The 24,631-nt window shown below is 46.4% G+C and carries 20 protein-coding genes and 4 pseudogenes; 17 read left to right on the plus strand and 7 right to left on the minus strand.

Annotation, left to right across the window (positions count from 1 at the left end):
- Positions 1-264: 264 nt before the first annotated feature.
- Positions 265-1,263: an AraC family transcriptional regulator gene (locus HRE53_RS14015; protein WP_235106892.1), complete on the minus strand. Its 999-nt coding sequence runs from the start codon at positions 1,261-1,263 to the stop codon at positions 265-267.
- Positions 1,264-1,350: 87 nt separating this feature from the next.
- On the minus strand, positions 1,351-2,442 hold the full coding sequence (locus HRE53_RS14020) for a sucrase ferredoxin (protein WP_235106893.1): 1,092 nt from the start codon (positions 2,440-2,442) through the stop codon (positions 1,351-1,353).
- Positions 2,443-2,917: 475 nt separating this feature from the next.
- On the opposite strand from HRE53_RS14020, the gene HRE53_RS14025 reads away from it, so the two are divergent.
- The 3 genes and pseudogenes from HRE53_RS14025 to HRE53_RS14035 form a co-directional block, all read left to right on the plus strand.
- A complete protein-coding gene (locus HRE53_RS14025; RefSeq protein ID WP_212663988.1) occupies positions 2,918-3,964 on the plus strand; it encodes a chlorophyll a/b binding light-harvesting protein in 1,047 nt (348 codons plus the stop codon).
- Positions 3,965-4,267: 303 nt separating this feature from the next.
- Complete coding sequence (locus HRE53_RS14030) at positions 4,268-5,299, plus strand: high light inducible protein (RefSeq protein ID WP_235106894.1); 1,032 nt, start codon at positions 4,268-4,270, stop codon at positions 5,297-5,299.
- A gap of 258 nt (positions 5,300-5,557) precedes the next feature.
- Positions 5,558-5,911: pseudogene (locus HRE53_RS14035) on the plus strand (hypothetical protein); the annotation flags it as partial.
- On the opposite strand, the gene HRE53_RS14040 reads toward HRE53_RS14035, so the two are convergent.
- The 3 genes from HRE53_RS14040 to HRE53_RS14050 form a co-directional block, all read right to left on the minus strand.
- Entirely contained in the window at positions 5,827-6,378 is a 552-nt protein-coding gene (locus HRE53_RS14040; protein WP_235106895.1) for a hypothetical protein, read from the minus strand. The pseudogene HRE53_RS14035 and the gene HRE53_RS14040 overlap by 85 nt on opposite strands.
- Before the next feature lie 439 nt (positions 6,379-6,817).
- Complete coding sequence (gene petE, locus HRE53_RS14045) at positions 6,818-7,216, minus strand: plastocyanin (RefSeq protein WP_212663991.1); 399 nt, start codon at positions 7,214-7,216, stop codon at positions 6,818-6,820.
- A 288-nt stretch (positions 7,217-7,504) separates the two neighbouring features.
- Positions 7,505-7,951: a hypothetical protein gene (locus HRE53_RS14050; protein WP_212663992.1), complete on the minus strand. Its 447-nt coding sequence runs from the start codon at positions 7,949-7,951 to the stop codon at positions 7,505-7,507.
- A gap of 268 nt (positions 7,952-8,219) precedes the next feature.
- On the opposite strand from HRE53_RS14050, the gene HRE53_RS14055 reads away from it, so the two are divergent.
- The 3 genes from HRE53_RS14055 (at position 8,220) to HRE53_RS14065 (ending at position 11,103) form a co-directional block, all read left to right on the plus strand.
- Positions 8,220-9,260 (plus strand): class I fructose-bisphosphate aldolase, encoded by a 1,041-nt coding sequence (locus HRE53_RS14055; RefSeq protein ID WP_235106896.1) that lies wholly within the window; start codon positions 8,220-8,222, stop codon positions 9,258-9,260.
- 144 nt (positions 9,261-9,404) lie between these two features.
- Positions 9,405-9,878 (plus strand): hypothetical protein, encoded by a 474-nt coding sequence (locus tag HRE53_RS14060; RefSeq protein ID WP_212663994.1) that lies wholly within the window; start codon positions 9,405-9,407, stop codon positions 9,876-9,878.
- Positions 9,879-10,230: 352 nt separating this feature from the next.
- Entirely contained in the window at positions 10,231-11,103 is an 873-nt protein-coding gene (locus HRE53_RS14065; RefSeq protein ID WP_235106897.1) for a class I SAM-dependent methyltransferase, read from the plus strand.
- Positions 11,104-11,228: 125 nt separating this feature from the next.
- Here HRE53_RS14065 and HRE53_RS14070 read toward each other — a convergent pair whose 3' ends face one another.
- Entirely contained in the window at positions 11,229-11,894 is a 666-nt protein-coding gene (locus HRE53_RS14070) for a Fe2+-dependent dioxygenase (protein ID WP_235106898.1), read from the minus strand.
- A 558-nt stretch (positions 11,895-12,452) separates the two neighbouring features.
- On the opposite strand from HRE53_RS14070, the gene HRE53_RS14075 reads away from it, so the two are divergent.
- Entirely contained in the window at positions 12,453-13,919 is a 1,467-nt protein-coding gene (locus HRE53_RS14075) for a calcium-binding protein (RefSeq protein ID WP_235106899.1), read from the plus strand.
- Here the strand turns inward: HRE53_RS14075 and HRE53_RS14080 are convergent.
- Positions 13,879-14,745 (minus strand): annotated as a pseudogene (locus tag HRE53_RS14080) (IS630 family transposase). The gene HRE53_RS14075 and the pseudogene HRE53_RS14080 overlap by 41 nt on opposite strands.
- Before the next feature lie 101 nt (positions 14,746-14,846).
- Here HRE53_RS14080 and HRE53_RS35170 point away from each other — a divergent pair.
- The 10 genes and pseudogenes from HRE53_RS35170 to HRE53_RS14135 form a co-directional block, all read left to right on the plus strand.
- Positions 14,847-15,347 (plus strand): annotated as a pseudogene (locus HRE53_RS35170) (calcium-binding protein); the annotation flags it as partial.
- Positions 15,348-15,350: 3 nt separating this feature from the next.
- The gene (locus HRE53_RS14090; RefSeq protein ID WP_235106901.1) at positions 15,351-16,124 is read left to right on the plus strand and encodes a calcium-binding protein; all 774 of its coding nucleotides are present in this window, start codon (positions 15,351-15,353) and stop codon (positions 16,122-16,124) included.
- A 237-nt stretch (positions 16,125-16,361) separates the two neighbouring features.
- Complete coding sequence (locus HRE53_RS14095; RefSeq protein ID WP_235106902.1) at positions 16,362-17,120, plus strand: class I SAM-dependent methyltransferase; 759 nt, start codon at positions 16,362-16,364, stop codon at positions 17,118-17,120.
- Positions 17,121-17,286: 166 nt separating this feature from the next.
- A pseudogene (locus tag HRE53_RS14100) lies at positions 17,287-18,034 on the plus strand (histidine phosphatase family protein).
- A 154-nt stretch (positions 18,035-18,188) separates the two neighbouring features.
- Complete coding sequence (locus HRE53_RS14110) at positions 18,189-18,707, plus strand: winged helix-turn-helix domain-containing protein (RefSeq protein ID WP_235106905.1); 519 nt, start codon at positions 18,189-18,191, stop codon at positions 18,705-18,707.
- On the plus strand, positions 18,689-19,252 hold the full coding sequence (locus HRE53_RS14115) for an IS630 family transposase (RefSeq protein WP_255801485.1): 564 nt from the start codon (positions 18,689-18,691) through the stop codon (positions 19,250-19,252). Before HRE53_RS14110 ends, HRE53_RS14115 begins: the two co-directional genes overlap by 19 nt.
- A 268-nt stretch (positions 19,253-19,520) precedes the next feature.
- Positions 19,521-20,546: an AraC family transcriptional regulator gene (locus tag HRE53_RS14120; protein ID WP_235106906.1), complete on the plus strand. Its 1,026-nt coding sequence runs from the start codon at positions 19,521-19,523 to the stop codon at positions 20,544-20,546.
- A gap of 179 nt (positions 20,547-20,725) precedes the next feature.
- Complete coding sequence (locus tag HRE53_RS14125; protein WP_235106907.1) at positions 20,726-23,215, plus strand: TonB-dependent receptor domain-containing protein; 2,490 nt, start codon at positions 20,726-20,728, stop codon at positions 23,213-23,215.
- Between the two features lie 40 nt (positions 23,216-23,255).
- Positions 23,256-23,837, plus strand: a complete 582-nt coding sequence (locus tag HRE53_RS14130; protein WP_235106908.1) for a hypothetical protein — start codon at positions 23,256-23,258, stop codon at positions 23,835-23,837.
- A gap of 69 nt (positions 23,838-23,906) precedes the next feature.
- On the plus strand, positions 23,907-24,593 hold the full coding sequence (locus HRE53_RS14135) for an O-methyltransferase (protein WP_235106909.1): 687 nt from the start codon (positions 23,907-23,909) through the stop codon (positions 24,591-24,593).
- The last annotated feature ends 38 nt before the right edge of the window (positions 24,594-24,631 follow it).

Consider the following 24,631-nt stretch of genomic DNA (forward strand, 5'->3'; position numbering starts at 1 on the left):
TACTCATTCCCCCACACGGCTGCAGACGACAGATGACAAAGGTGATCCAGGCCCCACGTTCAAGGTTGGGTTCTACTGGGCAGTTATTAAGAATACTTCTCAATATAAATTACTAGAGTGGGATGCCACTTTTGGCAGGATGCTGTCTTGTAAACGGACTTTTTCTGTCTTATAGCAGGACTATTTTGTAGAAAGCAGAAAATAAGAGCGTTGCAGCAGGCGTTGGTATCGGCCCCCTCCAGCTGAGGTGGCCAGCAATTTTCCCTAAGGGCGATAGGTGTTGGGGTTCACCTTAAACTGCTTCGTAAAGGCGGCTACAAAGGCGGTTCGACTGGCATAACCCACAGCATGGGCCGTTTCCGTCACAGTCCATTGACCGGAGGTGAGCAGTTGGCGGGCTTTATCCATGCGGTACTGGTACAAGTAGTTAAAGACAGAGGTGCCAAAGACGTAGCGAAACCCCTGCTTGAGTTTGCGATCGTTGATACCCACTTGACGGGCTAATTCGAGCAGAGATGGAGGATGCAAGTAGTTCTGAATTAAGATGTGACGGGCTTTGTGGATCTGTTCAACATCGGTGGGATGAAGAGAGCTAGGAAGTGCAGACGTGCTGAGGGCTTCCAATTGCAACCCCAGAAGCTCAAGGGCTTTGCCTGCAAGATAAACATTTCTGGCCATTCCTTGAAAGGGACAAGTCACCAGTTGTTCAAGCACTAAGTGCATTCTAGGTGTCGTTGGATTTTTGCAATACAGGGGATAGGGGGTGTGAATGGGCTGGCTTAAATTCGATGATTGGGCAGCGAGGTGTTGGAGATTGAGTTGTGGAAAATGGTCCAACTCAAAATAGAGCTTTAAGCAATAGATCCGCTGATTTGCATGATATTCCTCAATTTCAGCAGTTTGAGGTAAATGGTATAAATAGTTGTTGCCAGCCTGTTCTGTTTGAGGAGTGGGTAAAGCTTCATTGGTTACAACTGCCTGCCCTGATAGATAAAAACTAGCGGTCAGAGGCATCTGGGGAGAATGGACCTGAATGCGATTGACATGGTTATAGTTCAGTTCAACATCAGCAATATCTAAGATTAGGCCTGGCTGTAAGAGGTGTCGCCGTATATATCCACTGCCAAACTGGACCGGAAGTGCAATACATTGTTCATCCTGAGTGATATGGGGCAGGGTATCGGAGTCACGATTGCTCTGTAGAAAAGCAATAATATCTGCGTTGGTGAGGGTTTTAGGCATACCCATGGTGGCGACATCCATCACTAGGTCTACCCTCCAGTCTAATCTAATAAGAATAATTCCTATCTATCAAAATAAATTTAGAAGGTAGTGCTGCAAATGGAGGCGTTAAGGGTCGCACTGCACGACTTGTGTGACTTCGTATTGCCATTGCTCTTGGAGGGGCATGGATTCATTCGCTTTTGCTGCTGATTTCACTGCCGTTTTGACCCTGCCTTTGGCTGCCAATCGGACCTGATAGCGACTGATTTGTGTGGTCTTGGGCAAGGCAAATTGGAGGTGCACCTCGACCCAATCGGCTTCTTGGGGCCATTGTTCTAACCACATCTGCAACAGTTGAAACGGAATCAACCGCAGTAAAGGATATAAAAACTGCTTTATCCCTTTCAAGCCTTTTTGGGTGGTCCGTCCTGATTTGGGGTAGTCCAACCAAGCCCATCCTTCTCGCTTCCAGATTTCTCCTTCTGCCATCTGTTCAAATTTCTGTAAGCCAGACCAACCCCGATAATAAGGGCGCAGACTAGACACGTCTCCTTGGCGCTCAATGAGAGAGGGCAAAATTGCTGGATCAAGATGTCCCCAAAATTGTCCTGTTGGCAAATCTAGCAAGGTCGGTGCAAACTGATGGCCGCCAAAATGAGTGGCTTGCCAGACTCTGAGAGACTGAGGATGATGACCATAGTCTCGCTTAAGTTGGCGATAAATAGGGGTTCCATACCGGCCACAAGCCAAGTCTACTTGGGTATGGGTACAGACCAATAGCTCCCGAATATCGGTAGTGTCCTGCTGATATTGGTGATAGTGCTTCAAGTTATTAGGTTGTTTCAATAAGGACTTCAGCAACGCCATCGTGAAGTTGAGCCCTTCGGTTTCTGGGATTAAAAATTCCTGCTTGGCATACTGGGCAAACTGAGAACTAGGACGATGGTAGTAGAGCACCCGTGTCCAGCCTGTTTGGGAATAGTCGTGATCAGTTGCGATCGCAATCGGTCTGATCAAAATTCCTCTACGGAAAATCAGTTTCTTGAATAGGGGAATCAAGGGTTTAACTTGAGGATTCTCAACTAAAGAACCGGACCAGGGCTGTTTCATCTCAGTAATCAGCCAATGATCCGTTTTTGCTGCTGTACCCAGAGGATCTACACCATTCGCTTTAGCAATATCCGCACAATAGCGACAGTTCATGAGTGGTTGATCCATAGAAGTATTGTCTAGCAGAGAAAAACGATATCTATTCTCAATAATCTCAGTTTAAGGCGATATATGATTTCTATATTGAGAATCTTTTTAGAAAAATTCGACTGATTTTTTTAACGAAAGATATTGAACTGAGGCAAAGTAGAGTTTGATATTTCTATTCTCGATCAATTTTTTTCACCCATCACTGATCCATACATTTGCCAGTTACTGCGGGATGTAGTTATCTATCAATAGATTGTCTGAGATAGCCTAATTTAAAGACTTTTAGGCGTTTGAAGGCTGCTTTTGATCTTTGATGAACTGTACGACGAATATGTTTAGTCCAGTATTTATTTGCATGAAAATATAAATAAATATTGAGATGTTGCAGTTTTTCTTTGACTTTCACAACTCATATTTCCACAAAACGCAAGTCCTGATAAATTGAGAATTAGTCTCAATAGAATATGCAAGATTAGTCTGGAGAATAATCTTTATGCAAACCTATGGACAGCCCACAGTTAACTATCCTTGGTATGCGGGAAATGCTCGTTATACAGGGTTTAGTGCCCAGTTCCTAGCTGCGCATATCGGCCAAATTGCGTCGATGTGTTTCTTCGCTGGGACTTTTACTATCTATGAACTGTCTCGCTACGATCCCGATTTGCCGTTATATAGCCAAAACTTTGTTTGTCTACCACAATTAGCTCGCGAAGGGTTTGGGGTAGGGGCTGGCGGGGTAATCGTAGACACTTACATCTACTTCGCCATTGGCATGATTCACCTGTTTGCAGCGGCCGTGTTTGCGTCAGGGGCTTTGTACCATATTGTGACCGGACCTAAGAACTTTGCGGATAGCGAGTTTCCTGGGGTCAAACGGTTTCATTTCGAGTGGGATGATTTTGAAACCCAGGGCAGAATTCTGGGGCATCATCTCATTTTCTTGGGGTTAGGAACCTTTTTGTTTACGGGTTGGGGAGCCACTCATGGCTTCTATGATCCCAGTATTGGAGAGGTCAGAGCAGTCGTACCTGAATTTAATATCGTCAGACTGTTCAAATATGGATGGGCTGTTCCGGGTTTCAATCCGTTCTTTGTCGATAACCTAGAAGATGTGCAGATGGGCCACCTCTTTGTTGGCTTTCTCTATACTCTGGGCGGTGTTTTCCACATTTTGGTCAAACCCTGGCCCTATACGGATCGGCTATATCGCAAAAATGCTGATGCTATCTTGGCCTATGCCTTGGGTGGACTCGCCTTTTTAGGCTTTATTGCCTGTTACTTTACTGCTGTTAACGAAATCACATTTCCGCCGGAGTTCTTTGGTCCTGTCCTAGAGCTAAGGTTTGTATTTGCCCCGTATTTTGCTGACATCATTGATACAGCAAACGGTATGCATACCTCCCGTTTCTGGATTTGCAATTTCCATTTCTATTGGGCTTTCTTTTGCCTTCAAGGCCATCTCTTTCACGCCTTGCGTGGGATGGGCTTCGATTTCCGAGATGTCCCCAAATATTTTGAGCAATTCGCTTCCGAAGTTTAGGCGCGGGGGAATATTTCCCAACACCTAGCTAGTGCTGCTATAGGAGTCCGTCTTTGCTGGACTCATCGTTGGTTCAGCGTTAGTCAGTCGTTCCAGCTTATCCATCCTGGCGAATTTTTGAGGTGGATAGATCCCTTGCTTGATGGAGATCTTAGGCTATCTATTGCTTTCATTGCCGGGTGAGCGATATTGGCTGGAACTTTTAGGACAAATTGTTCGAAACACACCAAGGTTTTGATTTTTAGTAACTATTCCCTATCGAGGATTTTATTTATGACAGCATCTTTAACAAGACGCGACAAAATGGACAGGTCCCAGCTCACTGCGGGGACGGCAAGCCTGAGCGGTTATGAAGCGGAATGGTGGGCAGGCAATGTCCGCAACACTGATTTTTCTGGTACGCTTCTGGGTGCTCATTTATGCCATGCAGCTCTAATGAGCTGTGTTCCCGGCGCTTTTATTATTCAAGAGGCTGCTCGCTTTCAACCCGGCATTCCATTGTCGGAGCAAGGTATGGTCTTTATGCCTCACCTGGCGGGTTTAGGTATAGCCGTGGGCTCAGGTGGAGAGGTTCTGAGTACGTATCCCTATTTTGTGATTGGCGTTCTGCACTTCTTTGTGGCGGCATTCTGTTGTGCGGGTGGGCTATTTCACACCATTGCTGGAGAGGCGAATCTAGGAGATTACCCTGAAGGTAGCTGGGCCGCTCAATTCGATTATGATTGGGACGATTTTGAGTCCACCTCCTCTATTTTGGGCCATCACCTGCTTTGCTTAGGGGTTGCTTGTCTATTGTTTGCAGGCAATGCTGCTTATGGGAATGGCTTATATGATCCCTTGGTCGGTGAAGTTCGTCAGATTACTCCCAACCTGAATCCGATTACCTTGCTCGGTTACTTATTCGGATTTGCGAATGGAGAATGGACGATTTTGGGAATGGCGGCGGTTAACAATATGGAAGACCTAGTCGGGGGACATTTCCTGGTTGCCATTGTTGATATTGCAGGGGCTGCCTTTCATATCATTAATAAGAAACCTACGGCTTTTTTCAAAAATCGGCTAATCTTTTCCTTCCCTAATGGAGGTTTGGTGCGCGCTGGTATTTGCAATAGCGAAGCTATTCTGTCTTATAGTGTGGCTTCAGTGGGTTTTATTGCCATCAGTTCTGCCATTTTTACCCAGTATTGCGATATCGCTTTTGCTCCTGAGTTCTACGGCGTTGATCGGTCTGGGGCCGCTTCCATCCAGCTCATTCTGGGAGTGAACTGGATGGTCGTCGGGGGGCTATGGCATAGCCTGCGTGGCGAAAGGCTTCATGCCCTTAAGAATAAATAGTCCTATGGGCCAGCATTGAGATGTGGCGTTGTTCGAGTAAGGAATAACCATATCTGATGCTGGTCTATGCATTTTGTCAGTGACTCTTTTCTCTCGTTCGTGCAGCCTTACTCACAATCTGTGCGAACGAGAGAAGATCTATAGATTTCCACTTTTATTTGTAGCAAGGAGTGCTGTGACTCAGTCAGTTCCTGCTACAAAGTTTCCGTTGAATCGTTATTAATCATTTTTTTGAATAGAACAATGCAACTCGATACCCCTTATTTTAAGGACACGGCTGACTTGGCCGATGGTGTATTTAGTTCTCGTGCTTGGTTAGCCAATATTACTTACTATTTGGGCTTTTACTGCCTATAAGGGCACTTATTCCATAGCTTACGAGCGATGGGCGTAAAGTTTGAAAAGATCCCTGAGGCGTGCGCTCTCACCTTTGTCCAACATCCGTCAATCATTACGGGAGCGGCTCCAACGATTGACGCTGCTTTAGACATAAAAGCAACTCTCCAAGAGGTACCTGAAGAAGAAGATTATGCAGGGCTGTTTTTGCGCCACCACAGGATGCCATTGAACATTGCTCCAGCGATAAAGAGCATAAATGCCGGAATATTGTAGAAAGGGATGTGCTGTGCTGCAGTCCCAAAGCCAAATGCCAAGGTAAAAATGAGCCAAATATACCAGAGCCCTAGGGTATACAAAATGCTCAGTCTTTTAGGAACATGGGCTTGATATAGATAATCAAAAATTTCGGGTTTTACCAATTCTGTGACTGAGAACAGCACCATAATGACCCAGAGTGGAGCGGTCACTAGCCATGTTGTCCAAGAGCAAGTTTCCCCTAGTTGGTAGTACAGAACAATTTGGTAGAGATGGATGAGGTGGGATAGGGTCAGGGCTAGCCATAGATAGCTGCGATTGCTTTTGAGCCATTTCCCTAGTTCATCCGTTGTGGCTGTGAGGGGCTGGGTTACAAACACTAGCAAAAATGGAATAGCGGTTGTTAATGAACTCAACCTTAGAGCAGTGAGAATGTTTTCGCTGGTTATCTTGGGATAAAGGGCCAAACCTGATGCAAGCAGCATAAATACTGTCGAGATTAAAACACCAGTCCAGCCTAAGAATGACTGTTTGTGGGTTCTCATAGCCTTGAATTTAGATAAAATCGACCGATAGTTTTGTTTAAGTGATGATATTTGCTTTTGAAAGCTCTATTGTATCGTTTTTTCTCTTTTTATATCTAAAAATCTGCTGATTAAGTTCTAGTCAACGGGTTGAGAGTATGGGAGATCTGTGGTGGGTTGCGAGGGTCTCCGACTTGCCTTTGGCCATCGCACAATTGATACCCTCCAGTTGCTATCGTTCTGCAGCAGTCGCAAATTTAGCTATAAATCATCGAATTCGCGGTTGAAAAGAATACCCGCAGAATCTTACTGAGAAGATTCTGCGGGTACAAGCTTTTGAATAGGGAAAGAGCTTTGAAACCGTTGAAATGATTCAATAATCACCTGCACGGATGTGAATTTAGCCTTGAACTGTAATAGTGCCAGTCATTCCTGCGCCCCTGTGGGGTTCACAGTAGAAAGAATAGCTGCCTGGAGTGGCATCGGCAGGGAAAGTTACATCAAATCCACCGGACATAGCAAAGGCCTGATGAGACAAAGGACCGACATCACCAGCAGAATTACCCGGATCAAACACCACATTATGGGGAGGTACACCTGCCACTTCGTAATGCACCGTATCTCCTGGAGCAATCGTCACTTCAGTCGGTTCAAACACTAGCATGCCTGTAGAAGAACCCATTTGAATCGTGGATGTTGCAGCAAGAGCAGTTGAGCCTGGCCAAAACCCACCGATTACCAGCAGTACTGCCATTAAGGTGGTCGTTAGACCCAGACGTAAGGGGTTAAGGTAGCGCATTGGTTTTCTCCAAAGCTGAAATAAACAAGTACGACAAGTTGTCATACTTCACAATACCATTGCTGCAGATAATTGAGAATTAGTCTTAATTACTTAAATGGCTGGAGTAGAAAATAGTGATCGAATGCCTGATATAGGCCTGAATTTTTTAACCTGGGTGCCTCCAATGCGGGCGAGGAGCAGGCCACTGGTTGGCAAAGTCAGCCTGGGTCTGGCATAGAAGGGCTGATGAACATTCCATTGTCTTGTGGTGAAGGGGCTGTCAGCAGGCATAATTTGAGCCAACGATCAGGGCGACTCATGAGCGTTATCTGACTGTCCAAATAAGGCGTAAACATCTTGAAAAAACTGCTCTAGCTTTTTTCTAGCCAGTAATGTCGGAGGCGATTTACCATCAAAGTCCCAATCATTCGTTGTAGAACAGCATCGCCAATAGGGTTCGGTATGGGTATAGCCCATTGATTCAATACCAATGATGCGAGCGTCGGCAGATTTAGGACTCTCAGAAAAGCGGATTTGGGTCAGGACACAGTGACTATGGCAAGTGGGATGCCAACCTGGAAAATGAAAGCACAGATCAATCGAGTGAGGATCGATCAAGTATCGGAGGGCAGGGTCATGGATCCAGGGACTCAAATCTGGGTGGGCATCCAGAAATTGCTCTTTGAATAGGGAGACAATGCGAGAGATTTTGCTGAGCATCTCATAGGTCTCTGTATGGTCAGTAGCATTCACAGCTCATTTCTCCAGCCAACTAATTTATGAGATTAATTCTCAAGAAATAAAGATCTTTGCCGACAATTTTCACTTCAATTTCATACTGTTAGATTTATATTTTTCGTGTTTTTACAGATATTTCAGCAATATATCAAGGCTTTAGACTACTTCCTGATGGACTCAATGCCTGAAAAGAACCCTTGACAATTCAAATTATTATTGACATTATATATCAATAAGAAAGAGATTTTTTTATTTCATCTCAGCCCAATCTAGGAGGTTCGATATGAGTACCTATACCCAAGAATTAAGGGCCACTGCAAAAGCTTTGGTGGCAAGAGGTAAGGGCATTTTGGCAATTGATGAGAGTAATGGCACTTGTAATAAGCGATTTGCTCAGCTAAGCATTCCTACGACCGAAGAAAATCGGAGAGCTTATCGGGAGTTAATCCTAACAACACCTCGACTTTCTACTTACATCAGTGGTCCCATTCTGTTTGATGAGACCATTCGACAGACGACTAGAAACGGTAAATCATTTGTACAAGTGATTACTGAAGCTGGCATGATTCCTGGGATTAAAGTAGATACCGGGGCCAAAGATTTAGCAGCTCGCCCTGGTGAAAAAGTAACGGAAGGATTAGATGGCCTGCGAGATCGCATTGCTGAGTACTACGGTATGGGGGCTCGTTTTGCTAAATGGCGGGGTGTGATCACTATTGGTAATGGCATTCCCAGTCAAGCCTGCATTGATGTGAATGCGCAGGCTTTGGCCCGATATGCTGCCCTCTGTCAAGAAGGGGGTTTAGTTCCCATCGTCGAGCCAGAAGTCTTAATTGACGGTGACCATACCTTAGAACAGTGTTATCAGGTCACCGATCGCACCCTCCATACCGTGTTTGGTCAGCTCTATGATCAAGGGATTGCTTTTGATCAAATGATTCTGAAGCCCAGCATGGTGGTTGTGGGCAAAGATTGTCCCCAACAGCCCAGTGTGGACGAGGTTGCAGAGGCAACGATTAATTGTCTTCGTAAAAATGTGCCTGCTTCGGTTGCAGGAGTGGCCTTTTTGTCGGGTGGCCAAAGTGCTGAACGATCTGCTGCCCATCTCAATGTTATGAATGCCCGGTATGCAGAGATTTGTCCATGGCCGGTCACGTTTTCCTATGCGAGAGCGATCCAGCAGCCGGCATTGGAACATTGGCGAGGTGAGAGTCAGCGCGTAACCGAAGCTCAACAGCGGCTGTTGCATCGTGCCAAATGTAATAGTGCTGCCCGATTGGGTGAATATAGCTCTGAAGTTGAGCGAGAGCTGGCTCTCGTCTAAATCGTCCTCTTTTTGCGCAGATCAGATTCTGAACACAGTCTACGTTCCCTGGGGAGTTACCGCATTTCCCAGGGATTTTCTTCTATATCAATGACCTGCGAAAGACTCAATACACCGTTTCACCTTTTATGTTGAGAAGTTACCATGACCCATATTATCAATACGATTTTTGGATTTCTGGGGGGCACCATTTTAGCGGTTGAAGGTGGCTATAAAGTATTGCCCCAAACGGCATCTGCAAGAATCTTTGGTCGCCTTGCAGATGCGAAATGGTTTTTGGCACTTCAGTGGTGTGACAAATGGTCAACTCCAGCCGGGATTTTGACGAATGTCAGCCAAATTCCATTTCATAATGAACAAGCCCTAACCTTGGGGGCAGATGTGTTTATTCCACTGGACTATCGATCGGCTATTTTTAAACTCTGTTTGCCTTTGGCCCCGTTAGAAACTGCTCGGTACAATCTGCCAGTAGAGTATAGTACGGCCTGTCGTACCCTCGAAATTCAAGGCATTGAAATTGACCCTCGTTATGGCAAGGTGGCCTTGGTCCGAGAATGTAGTGGGAAAGGTTCTGCAGTTGCGATGGCCGAAGGCCGGTCGGAGACCATCGCAGTTTAGTCTACACACCCCTAAAGTCATGTGTCGGCAGAATCAGGCTTCTGGAATTTCTCTGATGTAGAGATACGTGAGTGCGATCGCAACCGCACTTTTTGGCATCATCATCTTCAGTCAGGTGAAGCATGGAGAAATAAGTCAGAATCAGTGTCCATACATTCCGAATTCAGCTTCAAATGTCTGAGCATTTATTTGAAAAGCGGTCATAGAAGCGGAAAAATCAACAGTTTTTCATCACGAATTTAGCAGCTTTAGAGCATTGCCCATCAGGGTATAGGTCAGCCGTCTACTACTTTCTTCAATACCTTTTCTCGTTTCTTTCCATGGACTAGAGGCACCCAAACTGGAGGTTCATATGCCATCTACCCAGTCTATTAGAGCAACACAACTCAGAGGCGTTCCTGAGACTTTAATGATTACTCTTTATGCTCGCGCTATTGAAAATCAGCAGACAAACTCTATCCTTCACGATGCCAAGGCAGTAGAAATTATCCAGCAGCTCGATTACGACTTTTCCAAGTTTAAGCAAGGATGGTCTTCGCAGTTAGCATGTGTGATCCGAGCAGGACAGATGGATCGAATGGTTCAGAATTTTATCAAGACTCATCCCTATGCAGTGATTGTCAATCTGGGGGCTGGCTTATGCACCCGGTTCTCACGGTTGCAAACGGCCCATGTCCATTGGTATGACGTTGATTTTCCCGATGTTATTGATCTGCGACGACAGGTATTTGAAGCTTGTGATAGCTGTAGCCAAGACGGAAGTGATAACAACTATTTAATCGCTAAATCAATCTTGGACTGTTCCTGGATGGATGAGGTTGATCGTGAGTCTAAACAGCCGATGATGATTATTTATGAAGGGGTAGCCATGTATCTCACAGCAGCGGAAAATCAAGCTCTCTTACAGCACATTCAAACCCGATTCGGCTCCATTGAAGTTTTATTCGATGTCATTAGTCAACGGGTTGCCCGCAGTACTTCAACCCATGACACAGTGTCCAAAACCAGTGCTGGATTTAAATGGGGAATCAACCAATCCCTAGATCTAGAACGTTGGGGTCCAGGCTTTATCCTCAAGCGGGAAGAGTTTTATCTGCAGCACTTTTTGGATGATCTACAGCGATTGCCAACGGTTTGGCGATTGATTAGCCAAATATTGCCATCATTGCCAATCATGCTGTTCAAGAATTCAGGACGAATAGTCGGTCTCCAAGTTGGGCTTTAGGAACCCCATTAGACGGGCAACAACATACTGTCCCAAGACTTCAATATTTTTGGCATCCGTCCTGCAGTGATCACACAGCACTACGGCCCAGAGTTCTTTTGAAGGAACAAGAGCACAATGGAGTATCAATCAGTCCATCGCCGTAATAAGTTGGTGTAGCTTTTGGTAATCCAGTTAAATTCTGTGTTTTTACTATCCTTCGCGAAAATAGATCGTCGAGCTTGATCCAGGTCAAACAATATTTCTCGTTTTGCGGGATCACGCACTAAACTTTGAACCCAGGCCACAGCAACCAACCTGACTCCGCTTTTGACTGGATTAATTCGATGCAGCGTAGAGGAAGGATAGATGATGACTGAACCCGCTTCCAATTTGATTAAACGGTTTTGACTAACCTCTTCAATCACCAGTTCACCCCCTTCGTAGTCTGAAGGTGAGTTTAAAAATAGGGTTAAAGAGACATCAGAACGGAGAGAATTCCCACTCATTAACGCGTTATCTACATGGGCCCCATAAGACATACCAGCCTCATATCGGCTAATCAGAATGGAATGTATCGCTTTAGGCTTAACTGCTGACTGAAAGGTCAGGTTATCTTTTAACGTTACTTTGATCTTCTCTTTAATGTCCTGCGCATACTCTGCTTTTGTACTGAGCTGCGTGTTTTGCTTAACGTGCTTTGCCGCCCAGCCAGCCGTCTTCTTGCCGTCGATAAAATCTTCTGGCTTCAAGGGGGAGACGATTGTATCTAACTCCTCTGATGAGAGCAGGTTGGGAATAGATAAGAGCATTCAAGGATTCAAAAATGATGGGTTGTCTAAATAGCTTTATTGCTGATGAGCGCTTTAGCACTACTCATTCGCCATAGAGCTTGTGGGCACATGACTTTATATCTGTAGACCTGCAGAAAATTATATACAGAAATCTGACCTAGATGAAAATCACTTTCAATAAATTTAAAGTGCAGGTAGTAACCCTTGAAAACTACTTAGATCAGTACGTTAAGCAATCATGGACAGCATCATTTTTGCGTAAGGGTGAAGAAAATACTCTTGATATACCTGATATAAGTATTATTTTTGATTAATGAGAATATTATTATTTATTCAAACTTAGCTTAACTCCAGCTCAATATAAGTCTGCACCCTGAAACTATTGTTAAATATGAATTACAAGCTATTAGGCCTAAATATATGCTCTATTTTATTTGAGAAGAAGGTTCTTTAAAGATATATATAAAGACTCCAGCTGAATATTATTCTCAATAAGCTTGAATGGCTTATGCGATTTCATTGGTATTTCAGCATTATCGATTGGCTATTGAATATTAAATTTGGAGTGTTATAACGATGTCTACCCAGAACCCTGCAGAAATCGCTGAAAAACTTTTTGAGGAACTTGTTTCCAGCCTAAATCTAGAGAATTTGATTGAAGGCACCTCTGATGATGATATTTTGCCGGGTTCATTTGGTGATGACATCATTGTCGGATTGAGTGGTGATGATAGGATCCTTGGCCGTGCAGGTAATGACCTTCTAATTGGGGATAAACCACCTGGTGAATCCGGCGAGTCTAGTGAATCTGGCGAATCTGGCGAATCCGGTGAATCTGGTGAGTCTGGAGAATCTGGTGAAGGTACTACTAACGACTTTATCGATGGTGGTTCTGGGAACGACACTATTTTGGGTGGAGATGGAGATGACACCCTAAAAGGCGGTTCTGGTGATGACTTCATCATTGGAGGGAATGGCATTGATGAAATCTACGGTGGTGCAGGGAACGACACCATTGTGGGTGGAATCCCTGGTGAAAGTAGCTCAGCCGGAGAATCTGGAGAATCTGGAGAATCTGGAGAATCTGGCGAATCTGGCGAGTCCGGAGAATCTGGCGAGTCCGGAGAATCTGGCGAGTCCGGTGAATCTGGAGAGTCTGGAGAAATAGGCTTTGCTGACATCATTGATGCTGGAGCCGGAGACGATGTGATTGATGCCGGAGAAGGAGCTAATACCATCGATGGTGGTAGTGGCGATGACATTATTGATGCAGGTCATCAGGGTGATTTAGTCTTCGCAGGCAGTGGCAATGACTTCGTTAATGGTGGCGAAGGCGGTGAAGATGGTGCTGATACGATTTCTGGTGGTCAAGGAGATGACACCGTTTTCGGTGGTCAAGACGATGATGTCATTCGTGGTGGTAGTGGTAATGATGTTCTGACAGGCGGAGAATCTGGCGAATCTGGAGAATCTGGAGAGTCCGGTGAGTCTGGCGAGTCTGGTGAGTCTGGAGAATCTGGCGAGTCTGGTGAGTCTGGCGAATCTGGCGAGTCCGGCGAATCTGGAGAATCTGGAGAGTCCGGTGAGTCTGGCGAGTCCGGTGAGTCTGGAGAAGGTACTGCTGATGGAAATGACTTCATTGATGGTGGTTCTGGGAACGACACTATTTTGGGTGGAGATGGAGATGACACCCTAAAAGGCGGTTCTGGTGATGACTTCATCATTGGAGGGAATGGCATTGATGAAATCTACGGTGGTGCAGGGAACGACACCATTGTGGGTGGAATACCTGGTGAAAGTAGCTCAGCCGGAGAATCTGGCGAATCTGGCGAGTCTGGCGAATCTGGCGAGTCCGGTGAATCTGGCGAGTCCGGTGAATCTGGCGAGTCCGGTGAATCTGGAGAGTCTGGAGAAATAGGCTTTGCTGACATCATTGATGCTGGAGCTGGTGATGATGTGATTGATGCCGGAGAAGGAGCTAATATAGCATTCGCCACTCTAATTAGGACGCTAGGTACAACACATGTTCCATTGCTTCTCTAAGTGAACCGAAGTGCTCTAATTGGTGTCTAATTCGACTTTTAATCCAAGCCCACGACCGTTCAATCTTATTCAAATCAGGAGAATAGGGTGGCAAGTACCACACTTCACATCCTGCGGCTTCTACCAGTTGCTCAATTCGCCCTCCCTTATGGAAGGTGGCATTATCAATGACTAACTTCTGCCCCGGTTTGAGCATCGGTATCAAACAAGTCTCAAGCCAAATTTCAAATACGGTGCGATTGCAAGCCCCTTCAATCGTGAACGGGGCCATGAGCTGCTTTCCTCTCAAAGCTGCAATCATATTGACTCGTCCACTTCTGCTACCAGACTTTAAAGCATAGACCCGCTCACCTTTGGGACCATAGCCATAGTCATACTCATCTCGATTGTCCATCCCTGACTCGTCAGCATAGACGATATCGTCTGGGTCTACTGTTGTTAACTTTTGGACGAACTCAGCCCGTTTGTGCTCATCACGTTGGCGGTAGCCATAGGTCTTTTTTTTCGAGTAAATCCAATATTCTTCAGCGCTCTTGAAATAGTACGCTCACTGATTTGCCCCCTCCCACAACTCGGCCATCTGAGCTTGGGTTTTATAGCGATGTTCTTGAGCAAAAGCTCGAAACTTGTCCCAGTCTGTGATTTTGTGGCTATGGCCAAGGTGTTGTCTAGGGATGGGATGAAGATCACCTGTTTCTGCTTTGAGACGTTGCCATAGATTAATGGTGTTACGACTGATATGAAAGGTGTCACTCGCTTCTGAGGGAGGCATGCCATCAAGTTCAATAGCATCGATCACTTTGCAACGTAAATCGTAGCTGTAGATTTTAGGCCTCCATTGAAAGACATAACAGTATCTCTAGTTTATTATGTCCTGAATAAAATGGCGCTTGCTATACCATCGATGGTGGTAGTGGCGATGACATTATTGATGCAGGTCATCAAGGTGATTTAGTCTTCGCAGGCAGTGGCAATGACTTCGTCAATGGTGGCGAAGGCGGCGAAGATGGTGCTGATACGATTTCTGGTGGTCAAGGAGATGACACTGTTTTCGGTGGTCAAGACGATGATGTCATTCGTGGTGGTAGTGGTAATGATGTTCTGACAGGCGGAGAATCTGGCGAATCTGGCGAATCTGGTGAGTCTGGCGAATCTGGCGAGTCCGGTGAATCTGGAGAGTCCGGTGAATCTGGAGAGTCCGGTGAGTCTGGTGAGTCCGGTGAGTCTGGTGAGTCCGGTGAGTCTGGCGAGTCCGGTGAGTCTGGAGAAGGTACTGCTGATGGAAATGACTTCATTGATGGTGGTTCTGGGAACGACACTATTTCGGGTGGTGATGGAGATGACACCCTAAAAGGCGGTTCTGGTGATGACTTCATCATTGGCGGTAATGGAATTGATGAAATCTACGGTGGTGCAGGGAATGACACCATTGTGGGTGGAATACCTGGTGAAAGTAGCTCAGCTGGTGAGTCTGGCGAATCCGGTGAGTCTGGCGAATCTGGTGAGTCTGGCGAATCGGGCGAGTCTGGCGAAGGTGGTGAAGTAGGCTTTGCTGACATCATTGATGCTGGAGCCGGTGATGATGTGATTGATGCTGGTGAAGGGGCCAATACCATTTATGGCGGTAGTGGCAATGACATTATTGATGCAGGTCATCAAGGTGATTTGGTCTTCGCAGGTACTGGCAATGACTTCGTCAACGGTGGTGAAGGTGGCGAAGATGGAGCTGACACAATTTTTGGCGGTCGAGGAGATGACACCATTTTGGGTGGCATTGGAGACGACTCCCTGAATGGTGGTCGAGGCAGCGATATCCTCACAGGACAAGCAGGAGATGACATTTTGGTTGGTGGGCGTGGGCCTGATACCTTTGTTTTCGATACAGGTGATGCATTTGCGATTGAAGACCTAGGGACTGATACCATTATGGATTTCTCAGGCTCAGACAAGCTTGCACTGGGGCTTAGCACTTTTACAGCGTTAACTAGTGAAGCAGGAGCAGGCTTTAGTGTGGGTACTGAATTTGAGATTGTTGACAGCGATAGTGATGCTGCCTTAAGCGCTGCCATCATCGTTTATAGTTCTCAGTCTGGGAGCTTGTTCTATAACGAGAACGGTAATGCTGAAGGTCTCGGTTCTGGTGATGCGTTTGCCACTCTTAGTGGTACTCCATCTCTGTCCACAGACAACTTTGAACTGATATAAGCAACCTCTCATTTATGGGTGAGTTAACTCACTCAGTTTCTTCAGCACCTTTCCGTCAAGGGAAAGGTGCTGAAGACTACTAAGACCTGTTGATAGCAAACGTTAAGTTAATGATGAAACCATCAGACATTACCCATGTCATTATTTCGGATTTATCAGATTTTTAGCGGATAATACTCCAATAAATGGGTTTATAATCCACTATCCGTCTTATTAATAGTTCTGTGGGCAGAATGCATGAACAAGAATTCTGACGAAACACAGTTGTTTTGGAATCGTGTTGCCGCCGACTGGGACAAGCAAGTCGGTGATGATGGAGATAGCAATCGCATCCTCAATTCCGACCCTGTTCTCTGGCAGTTTGCAGGCGATGTGTCTGGTGCCTCGATCCTCGACGCGGGTTGTGGAACGGGTTATCTTTCACGCAAACTGCATGAATGTGGTGCCCGTGTTGTGGGTATCGACTTTTCAGAAGAGATGATCCGGATTGCCCGTTCGAAGGCGGCCCACATCGACTTCCGCATGGACTCCTGTTCGACACTACATACAGTGGCTGATGGATCGTTTGATATCGTCATTTCGAACTATGTCTTGATGGATACCCCGGACCTTACCGAAACTGTGGAAGCTTTTTTCCGAGTGCTGCAGCCCGGAGGGCATGTGGTGGTTGTTTTCTCCCATCCCTGCTTTCCTCAAGAGTACGTCACAGCGACAGATAATGACGTCGCCGTTACCTACCAGTGGAATTTTCCATATTTCCAGCAGCAGAAGTGTATTGAACCGCCTTGGGGGCACTTCACGTCAGAATTCATCTGGTTTCATCGGCCACTTTCCGATTACTGGAAAGCATTCCGTAAAGCGGGGTTTGAAGTCGTGGATTTCGAAGAGCCTAGGTTATCAGAGGAGCGATACCATCTGGCCAAAAATCAGAGGCAACTGAACAATGGCAAGCACCGGCCTTATTCTGTGGCGTTCAAACTGAAGAAGAGAAGGTAGCAGAACAAATCACTGCAGCAAATATCCTGGCGTTGGCCGCTGAGCTTAAGCATTTTTCGTACCTTGAAACTTATAAGCGGTCTTCATTCATCAGTTTTTTTTAATTTAAATGATAATATCTCTCATTAAGTGGAGATAAGAATTTCTTGTAAAAATAACCAAACCTATGACACAACCAAACCAAGCCATTAAGCTAATGATGGCCCTTGGGCTAACTGCTACGTTGGCTGCCTGTGGAGGTGAGACTGCAACGAATGGAGATACTACCAGCCCTAACGCCGAGAATTCACCGACCATAGAATCTCCAGAGGGAGGGGAAGAGGGGAAAGAGTATAGCGAAGGCGAACAAGCGAATGCAGATTTTAAGGATAAATTGAGCGGCCCTGAACTCTTGAGTGCGTTGCAAGAGGGGGGACATGTGATCTACTTCCGCCATGCCCAGACTGAGAAAGACTATGCTGACCAAGCGGATCCGAAGATGAAGCTTGATGACTGTGAAACCCAGCGGAAGCTCAATGACGTGGGCATTCAACAGTCCAAAGATATTGGTGCTGCCTTTACTGAGAAGAAGATTCCAGTGGATAAGGTTATTACGAGCGAGTATTGCCGAGCCTGGAAAACGGCAGATCTGGCATTTGGACAGCATGAGAAGAACCCTAAGCTGAACTTCTTGCCCTTTGAAGATTATACGGATGAGCAAGTTGAGGAAATGAAGGCCAATGTGATGCCGTTACTGACGGTTGCTCCAGCAAGCGGCAAAAAATACGGTGCTTGTCGGCCATGATGATATTTTTGAGGCTGCGACGGGCATTTATCCTGATCCGCAGGGTATGGCCTATGTGTTGACGCCAGATGGGAATGGCGGTTTTACGCTACAAGCCAACCTATTACCTGATGAGTGGGCAAAACTCTAAACCCATCGGTATGAGGACCACTGTTTTTAGGGACGATGGTGGTTCTCACGGGTTACTGGATATGCGATCGCACAAATGTCTCGCCCCTCATACCAATTTGTGTTTTGAGATGTAATTTAGATAGGATCTAATCCTATGTTCATTCCGCAAGTATATGAGTCGAGTTAGTACAGTTAAACCGCATCTAACAGTGGATGAGGTGAAAGACAAAATTGCCACGGCTCCGACTGCCCGCTGTCAGCAAAAATGGATGATTATTTATAACGCCCTGGTAGATCCTCGCCCAGCTATCGAAATAGCCACGCATACTGCAACTAGTCTTCGAACGGTCCATCAGGTGATTGCCGCTTACAATCGCCTAGGAGCAGCAGCAATTGCTCCTAGGGCTAAACGGAAGAAGAATCCCGGTGCTTATCTGAGTATCGAAGAAGAGATTGAATTTTTAGAATCGTTTATTGAACGTGCTCAACAAGGTCATTTAACAACGGTTCAAGAGATCCAAACGGCCTTTGAGACTCAAGTGGAGACGTCAGTGGCACCCAGTACTATCTATCGTTTGCTAGACCGACACGGATGGCGCAAACTCATGCCTCGTCCGTCCCATCCCAATGGGAACAAAGCGGCACGAGAGGCTTTTAAAAAAACTTTCGGGGGCTGGTCCAAACCGCTGTAGCAGATCGCTCAGCCGAAGACCAACGTCCCATTGTGATCATGGCAGCAGACGAAGGGCGCTTTGGTCGTCTAGGGCAAGTAAGAAGAGCTTGGTGTGCGCCTGGAATTCGACCCGAAAGTGGGCAGCAGCTTGTCCGTGAATATCTCTATGGCTATGTTGCTGTTGCTCCTGCGTTAGGAAAGATGAGTGCTTTAGTCTTACCCTTTTCCAATACTCAGATGATGAACTTATTCCTAGCACAAGTGGCGGATGAATTTTCAGACTATTTTGTGGTGATGCAGGTCGATGGAGCGTCTTACCATACCGGAAAGAAGCTCGTCATTCCAGACAATATACGCTTGATTGTTCAGCCTCCTCGAAGTCCACAACTCAATGCTGTAGAGCATATCTGGGAGGAGGTGAAAGAAAAGCACTTCTACAATCAGGTTTTTGATTCTTTAGATGAGGTATCCGATACCTTGTGCAAGGGACTCAAAGAACTCATGGATTTACCCGATAGGCTGACTTCTATGACCAATTTTCCTCATATGAGAATTACGATTTAAAACGCAAATTGGTATCAGTATCGGATTACGCTCAATCTGATGGGGGTATGGATGCCCAATCTTCGCTTCATTTTTCCCTCACCCCCAGCTATGCGACACCTTAAGTCTCAACCTCTGACTCTCTCGGTTTTACAAGCCCATCCGCCTTGAAATAGGGAAGATAGACTGTATCAAGTTTAGTGGCGTATCAGACGGAAATAATAGTTTAGATAAGTGAGAATGAATATCAATTATTATAGGCCCATTCTCCCAGCCGATCACTGACGCCATGCTAACCACCATCAGGGACATAGAGCTACAAACCCTATTTGCAGAAGCCCAACATAACGGGGAATCTATCTTTGAGCAAACAGGCTCTGATCTGCTGATCTGCCCGCCGAGTCAGGTCGGCAGTGGACGGCATCAGCTCATCACCCTCCGAGACGGGGTAACCCTAAAAATTGCAGATGGACGTTTCCACCAAACCACGACCATAGAAAGCCACAGAGGACCTGACGAACCCCTAGTCTCTAAATTTTGTTTGTCCAGCCGCTTTCGAGTGCAGACCCCCGGTGCCAGTGACATCCCAGAAGACTATACAGAATCAGCAGGGCATCACTATTTATGTTCTCTATCTGATGTTGTTGAGTTTGAAACCTTCCAGGGAGAAGAACGATTTCAGGTTGTGGCATTCGAATGGAGTCAAGACTATGTACGGTCTTTTGCCTCCACCTCAGACTACCTGCCTCAACCCTTCCAGATGCTGGCTGAGCAGCAAACCCTACACAGGTTCCACCAGCCCCTGGGCAAAACAACGCCCGCTATGGCCCAGATTATTCAGCAAGTCTTGAGCTGTCCCTATCAGGGCATGGTCAAGAAAATGTATCTGGAGAGTAAGGCATTAGAACTATTAACCTTGCAGTTGACAATGTGGAGTGAAAACCAGCATCAAACCAAAATAAATCACCTGCTGCCAGATGATCTAGAGCGGATTCAACAGGCCTCCCATGTACTGAACCAGAACCTGAATGCACCCCCTTCACTGATGGCTTTAGCCCGGCAGGTGGGACTCAATGATTACAAGCTCAAACTGGGGTTTAGACAACAGTTTGGCACCACTGTTTTTGGGTATTCTCAAGCCAAACGACTCCAACATGCTCGGCAACTGCTGGCCGCACAGGATCTAAGCATTCCGGGAGTGGCTCAATCTGTGGGATATGCTAGCCCCACCTCCTTTACGGCAGCTTTTAAACGACGCTTTGGCCTGAGTCCCAAAGCCTTCCAAATGGCCTGTCGGGGAAAAAATCCTGTTTGAAGAGAAAAGAATCCTGTTTGAAGAGAAAAAGCTGACGATCCGCTCATATCATGCCCACAGACTCATTTATTAAGATCAGTTCTTAATAAATACTGACTGAGATGACGGTGTGAGGGTATTGAATGCAAGGCAGAAGCTATCAAAGATCTCTGATGGGGAGCAGTTTGGTCGTACTGCTTATGGGGCCGTCTGTTTGGGCTGTGCCAGCAGCAGAGCCAGAAGGAAGAATGGACAGTGCAAAGTCCGTTTCTACTTTGCGATGGCCAAAGGCCGGTCGGAGACCATCGCAACCCAGCACGACCGTTAAAGACTGGCTGGCCCAGGCCCTCGCTCAAATTACGGACCTTCAGATTAACGAAACAGTAGAGGAGATTGAACTGGTTTTAGTCGCCACGAATGCTGACCTTGCTGAGGTTTCAACCACTCGGTCTAGCGATAGCCTGATCATCACCATTGATAATGCACAGTTGGTAGAGAACACCCTGCAAGCAAATCCTGCCGAGGGGATGGATGAGATTACCCTGCAATCCCTAGATAATAATCGCGTCCAACTCACCATTGTCACCACGGCTGAAACAGCCCAAGTTTCTACCAATCCTGACGGTTTAACCGTGTTGGTTAATACGGTAGCCGAGCAACCGACAGATTCTGCACCAGCCCGTGAACCAGCAGCTAGCGCTGAAGAGGACGAGCTAGAAATTGTGGTCACGGCGGAAAAGACCCCCGAAAATGTTCAAAACGTGCCCCTAAGCCTAACGGTATTGACCGAAAAAGAAATTGAAGATGCGGACATTACCTCCTTTGAAGACATTGCCGACAATACCCCCAACTTCAGTCTTTTTAGTGGCGATGGTGCCAATAGCCCCTTCTATTCCATCCGAGGCTTAGGCAACTCTAACTTTCTCTCTCGGGATGCAGTCGCCTTTTATATTGACGATGTCCCTTATGATCGCATTGGCTTTATTACCACCGATCTACCGGATATTGCCCAGGTTGAAGTGCTACGAGGACCGCAAAGCACCCTCTATGGCCGGAATTCCCTCTCTGGTGTAGTCAATATCAAAACTCGCCAACCGACGAACGAGGTTGAAGTGAATGGGACTGCCAGTTACGGGAATTTTGATGCCGTCAACCTCCGAGCAGGTGTCAGTGGCCCTCTCGTCAAAGATGAACTGTTCTTTCGCCTATCAGGTAACTTTCTGTCACGAGACGGATATATCAAAAACACTTTTCTAGATAATGATGTCGATGAGCAAAGAAATCTCAATGGTCGGGCCAAACTGCTGTGGACACCTGCAGATGAATGGGAGATCTCATTCAATGCCTCGATTGAAGATCTCGATAGCGGCACAAACTTAGTTGCCATTAATGACTTCAATCCTGCCAATGCCTTTGAGATTGAATCAGATGTCAATAATTCCTTTAAACGGAACACCAATACCCAAGCCCTCAAAATTGCCTATACCCATCCTCAGTTCAGGGCCACTTCCATCACCAGCCGTCGATTTTCTAAGAGCCAACAACGATCGGATGCAGATGGTAGCCCACTCAACTTGATTGTGAATACCAATGACTTTGCAGCAACGGTTTGGAGTCAGGAAATTCGTTTCCAATCCCCTGAAGAAGCTGAGACATTTGAATGGTTGGTGGGGGGATATTTTGAAGCCAGCCAGTTCTCCAATCAAAATGATGGTTTTACCTTTGGTGCCGATGCAGGTGCGGTTGGGTTTCCAGTGGGGACAAACCTCAGGAGCGGAGAATTAGATGAAACTATCTTAGCGGCCTTTGCCCAAGTCAGCTATCGTCCCGCTCCACCGTTAACCCTGACTGCAGGATTACGATTTGAATCCTTTAACAGCACCCTCCAAAACCTAGACACCGTTTTCACCCCTCCCGGCGGTCCTAGCTTCACCACGTTTTCCGCCCGTGATGTCCAGCAAGATACCGATATCTTGCTCCCTCGCCTTGTGGCCGAATATCGTTTCAATCCTGATCTGATGATCTATGGCAGCATTACCCGAGGATACCGACCGGGGGGCGTCAACTTTCGCGGCGATGCCACAACCCTAACCTTTAATGCTGAAAAATCCTGGAATTATGAAATCGGACTGAAATCATCTTGGCTGGACGATCGCTTAAAGGTGAATTTAGCGCTCTTCCATAATGACGTGAATGACTATCAAGTGCTGGTAACCGATAATTTGGCGGTAGGCCGGATCGACAATGCAGAAGTGAATATCACAGGCGGTGAGCTAGAACTGAGAGCTACGCCTATGGATGGCTTGGATATTATTGCGGGCTTGGGTATTTCGGATGCGAAATTCACCGAATTTGGCAATTTTGATGGCAATCGCGTGCCCTTTGCACCGAGTTTCACCTACAATATCGCCCTCCAATATCGGGCACCTATGGGCCTCTTTGCCCGTATAGCGTTACAAGGTTTAGGAACAACCAATTTCACTGAGGATAACACCCTCAAACAAAATCCCTATGCAACGGTCAATCTGCGACTGGGGTATGAGTTTGATCAAACCGGTATTTATGTATTTGCCAACAATATTTTTGATACGGGGTACTTTGCCCAAGGCTTTGATTTTGCCCCCATCGGCTTTCTGGTTACTCCTGGTGCGCCCGCAACTTTTGGAGTTCAAGTGACCACTCGATTTTGAACCTGAGATTGATTTCATTTGTAAGGGATAGGGAAAAACAATGAAGCTAAAACAATGGTTTGCCACTGGGTCTCGCAAAATCCACCGCTGGGTGGGTCTGTACTTTGCCCTGATTGTTGTCCTGTACATCGCTGAAGCAGTGGCGTTGCCAGCCATCTATAGCGAAGGCTTACCGAAGGTCGATGGTAGCCCTCCGACTTATGCCGTAACTAGTACAGCACCGTTACTCTCACAACAAGAAGCCCGTCAGCGATTAGCAGAACAACATCCTCCAGGCATTCACTCCCTGGAAGATATCAACGAAATTACCTACTTACCCCAGGCAGATCTTTATCGGTTGGCCAATAGCGATCGCTACTTTGAGTGGTATCTCGATAGCCATACCGGAGACTTGCTCAAGTATGGTTTCAAGCTGACGCCATACCTGGAGGAGCAAACCCTGCTCGGCTGGTGGAGTCCCTGGGCCCATGCCATTTTGGAAGTACCGGGCCTGTTATTGATGGTGGTGTTGGCCGTTAGTGGCGTGTATATGTTTATGCTTCCGTTCTTGCCTAAATTGGAGGCTATGGGATCTGAATCTATTGATATTGCCGAAGTAGCGGTATCGAAAGGAGATCGCTAAAGGGCATTAGGAAGACAATGCTCCAAGGCATTCAGGTTTTCAACTGCACACTCCATTTATCCATATCTAATGAGTGATCAGAATATCGTCCTAGGTGACCCAAAAGTTGAAGCGGTCCTGGAACGCCTACACCATGCAGCCGATCGACAAATCCTGCAGCTGGTTCTGCATTATCTGCCTCAGCTCCCCAGACTATTACTGGGGCAAGGCATTCACTGGAATCCTGCTCGGACCCATTTTTATCGAGATAAATACATTCCGATAGAGCGTGATCAAGGCCAATTACTCTATTTGTTAGCTCGGGCCATCAATGCCCAAACAATTGTGGAATTTGGCACCTCTTATGGTGTTTCCACCCTCTATTTAGCTGCAGCGATCCGAGATAATGGCCAGGGCAAAGTGATTGGTACTGAAATCATCCCGGAGAAAGTGATCCAAGCCCGAAAGTATATTGCAGAGGCGGGTCTTGCAGAGTTTGTAGATTTGCGGGAAGGGGATGCATTAAAAACCTTGCAGGATATCGACGGCCCCATAGATTTGGTGTTGATGGATGGGTATCCACATCTGGCTTTGGATATTTTAAGGTTGTTGCACCCTCAGATTCGTCAAGGCGGCCTGGTTATTTCCGATAATGTGGGGACTTTCAAAACGGCTCTAAACCCCTATGTCGAGTTTTTACAAGCTCCCATCAATGGCTATCGTTCTTCAACCTTGGCGTTAAAGGGGGGAACTGAGTTGTCGATCAAGGTTGGTTAGAGATATCCGAACAAGCACTATTTTGCTGGAGATAGGTT

It is taken from the genome of Acaryochloris sp. 'Moss Beach' (assembly GCF_021497025.1).
GTDB lineage: Bacteria > Cyanobacteriota > Cyanobacteriia > Thermosynechococcales > Thermosynechococcaceae > Acaryochloris > Acaryochloris marina_A.

Bases quoted from the DNA above. Each gene is read 5' to 3' on its own strand.
- HRE53_RS14015 (WP_235106892.1), bottom strand. From the start codon at position 1,263: ATGGATGTCGCCACCATGGGTATGCCTAAAACCCTCACCAACGCAGAT.
- HRE53_RS14020 (WP_235106893.1), bottom strand. From the start codon at position 2,442: ATGGATCAACCACTCATGAACTGTCGCTATTGTGCGGATATTGCTAAA.
- HRE53_RS14025 (WP_212663988.1), top strand. From the start codon at position 2,918: ATGCAAACCTATGGACAGCCCACAGTTAACTATCCTTGGTATGCGGGA.
- HRE53_RS14030 (WP_235106894.1), top strand. From the start codon at position 4,268: ATGGACAGGTCCCAGCTCACTGCGGGGACGGCAAGCCTGAGCGGTTAT.
- HRE53_RS14040 (WP_235106895.1), bottom strand. From the start codon at position 6,378: ATGCTGCTTGCATCAGGTTTGGCCCTTTATCCCAAGATAACCAGCGAA.
- petE (WP_212663991.1), bottom strand. From the start codon at position 7,216: ATGCGCTACCTTAACCCCTTACGTCTGGGTCTAACGACCACCTTAATG.
- HRE53_RS14055 (WP_235106896.1), top strand. From the start codon at position 8,220: ATGAGTACCTATACCCAAGAATTAAGGGCCACTGCAAAAGCTTTGGTG.
- HRE53_RS14060 (WP_212663994.1), top strand. From the start codon at position 9,405: ATGACCCATATTATCAATACGATTTTTGGATTTCTGGGGGGCACCATT.
- HRE53_RS14065 (WP_235106897.1), top strand. From the start codon at position 10,231: ATGCCATCTACCCAGTCTATTAGAGCAACACAACTCAGAGGCGTTCCT.
- HRE53_RS14070 (WP_235106898.1), bottom strand. From the start codon at position 11,894: ATGCTCTTATCTATTCCCAACCTGCTCTCATCAGAGGAGTTAGATACA.
- HRE53_RS14075 (WP_235106899.1), top strand. From the start codon at position 12,453: ATGTCTACCCAGAACCCTGCAGAAATCGCTGAAAAACTTTTTGAGGAA.
- HRE53_RS14095 (WP_235106902.1), top strand. From the start codon at position 16,362: ATGAACAAGAATTCTGACGAAACACAGTTGTTTTGGAATCGTGTTGCC.
- HRE53_RS14110 (WP_235106905.1), top strand. From the start codon at position 18,189: ATGAGTCGAGTTAGTACAGTTAAACCGCATCTAACAGTGGATGAGGTG.
- HRE53_RS14120 (WP_235106906.1), top strand. From the start codon at position 19,521: ATGCTAACCACCATCAGGGACATAGAGCTACAAACCCTATTTGCAGAA.
- HRE53_RS14125 (WP_235106907.1), top strand. From the start codon at position 20,726: ATGGGGCCGTCTGTTTGGGCTGTGCCAGCAGCAGAGCCAGAAGGAAGA.
- HRE53_RS14130 (WP_235106908.1), top strand. From the start codon at position 23,256: ATGAAGCTAAAACAATGGTTTGCCACTGGGTCTCGCAAAATCCACCGC.
- HRE53_RS14135 (WP_235106909.1), top strand. From the start codon at position 23,907: ATGAGTGATCAGAATATCGTCCTAGGTGACCCAAAAGTTGAAGCGGTC.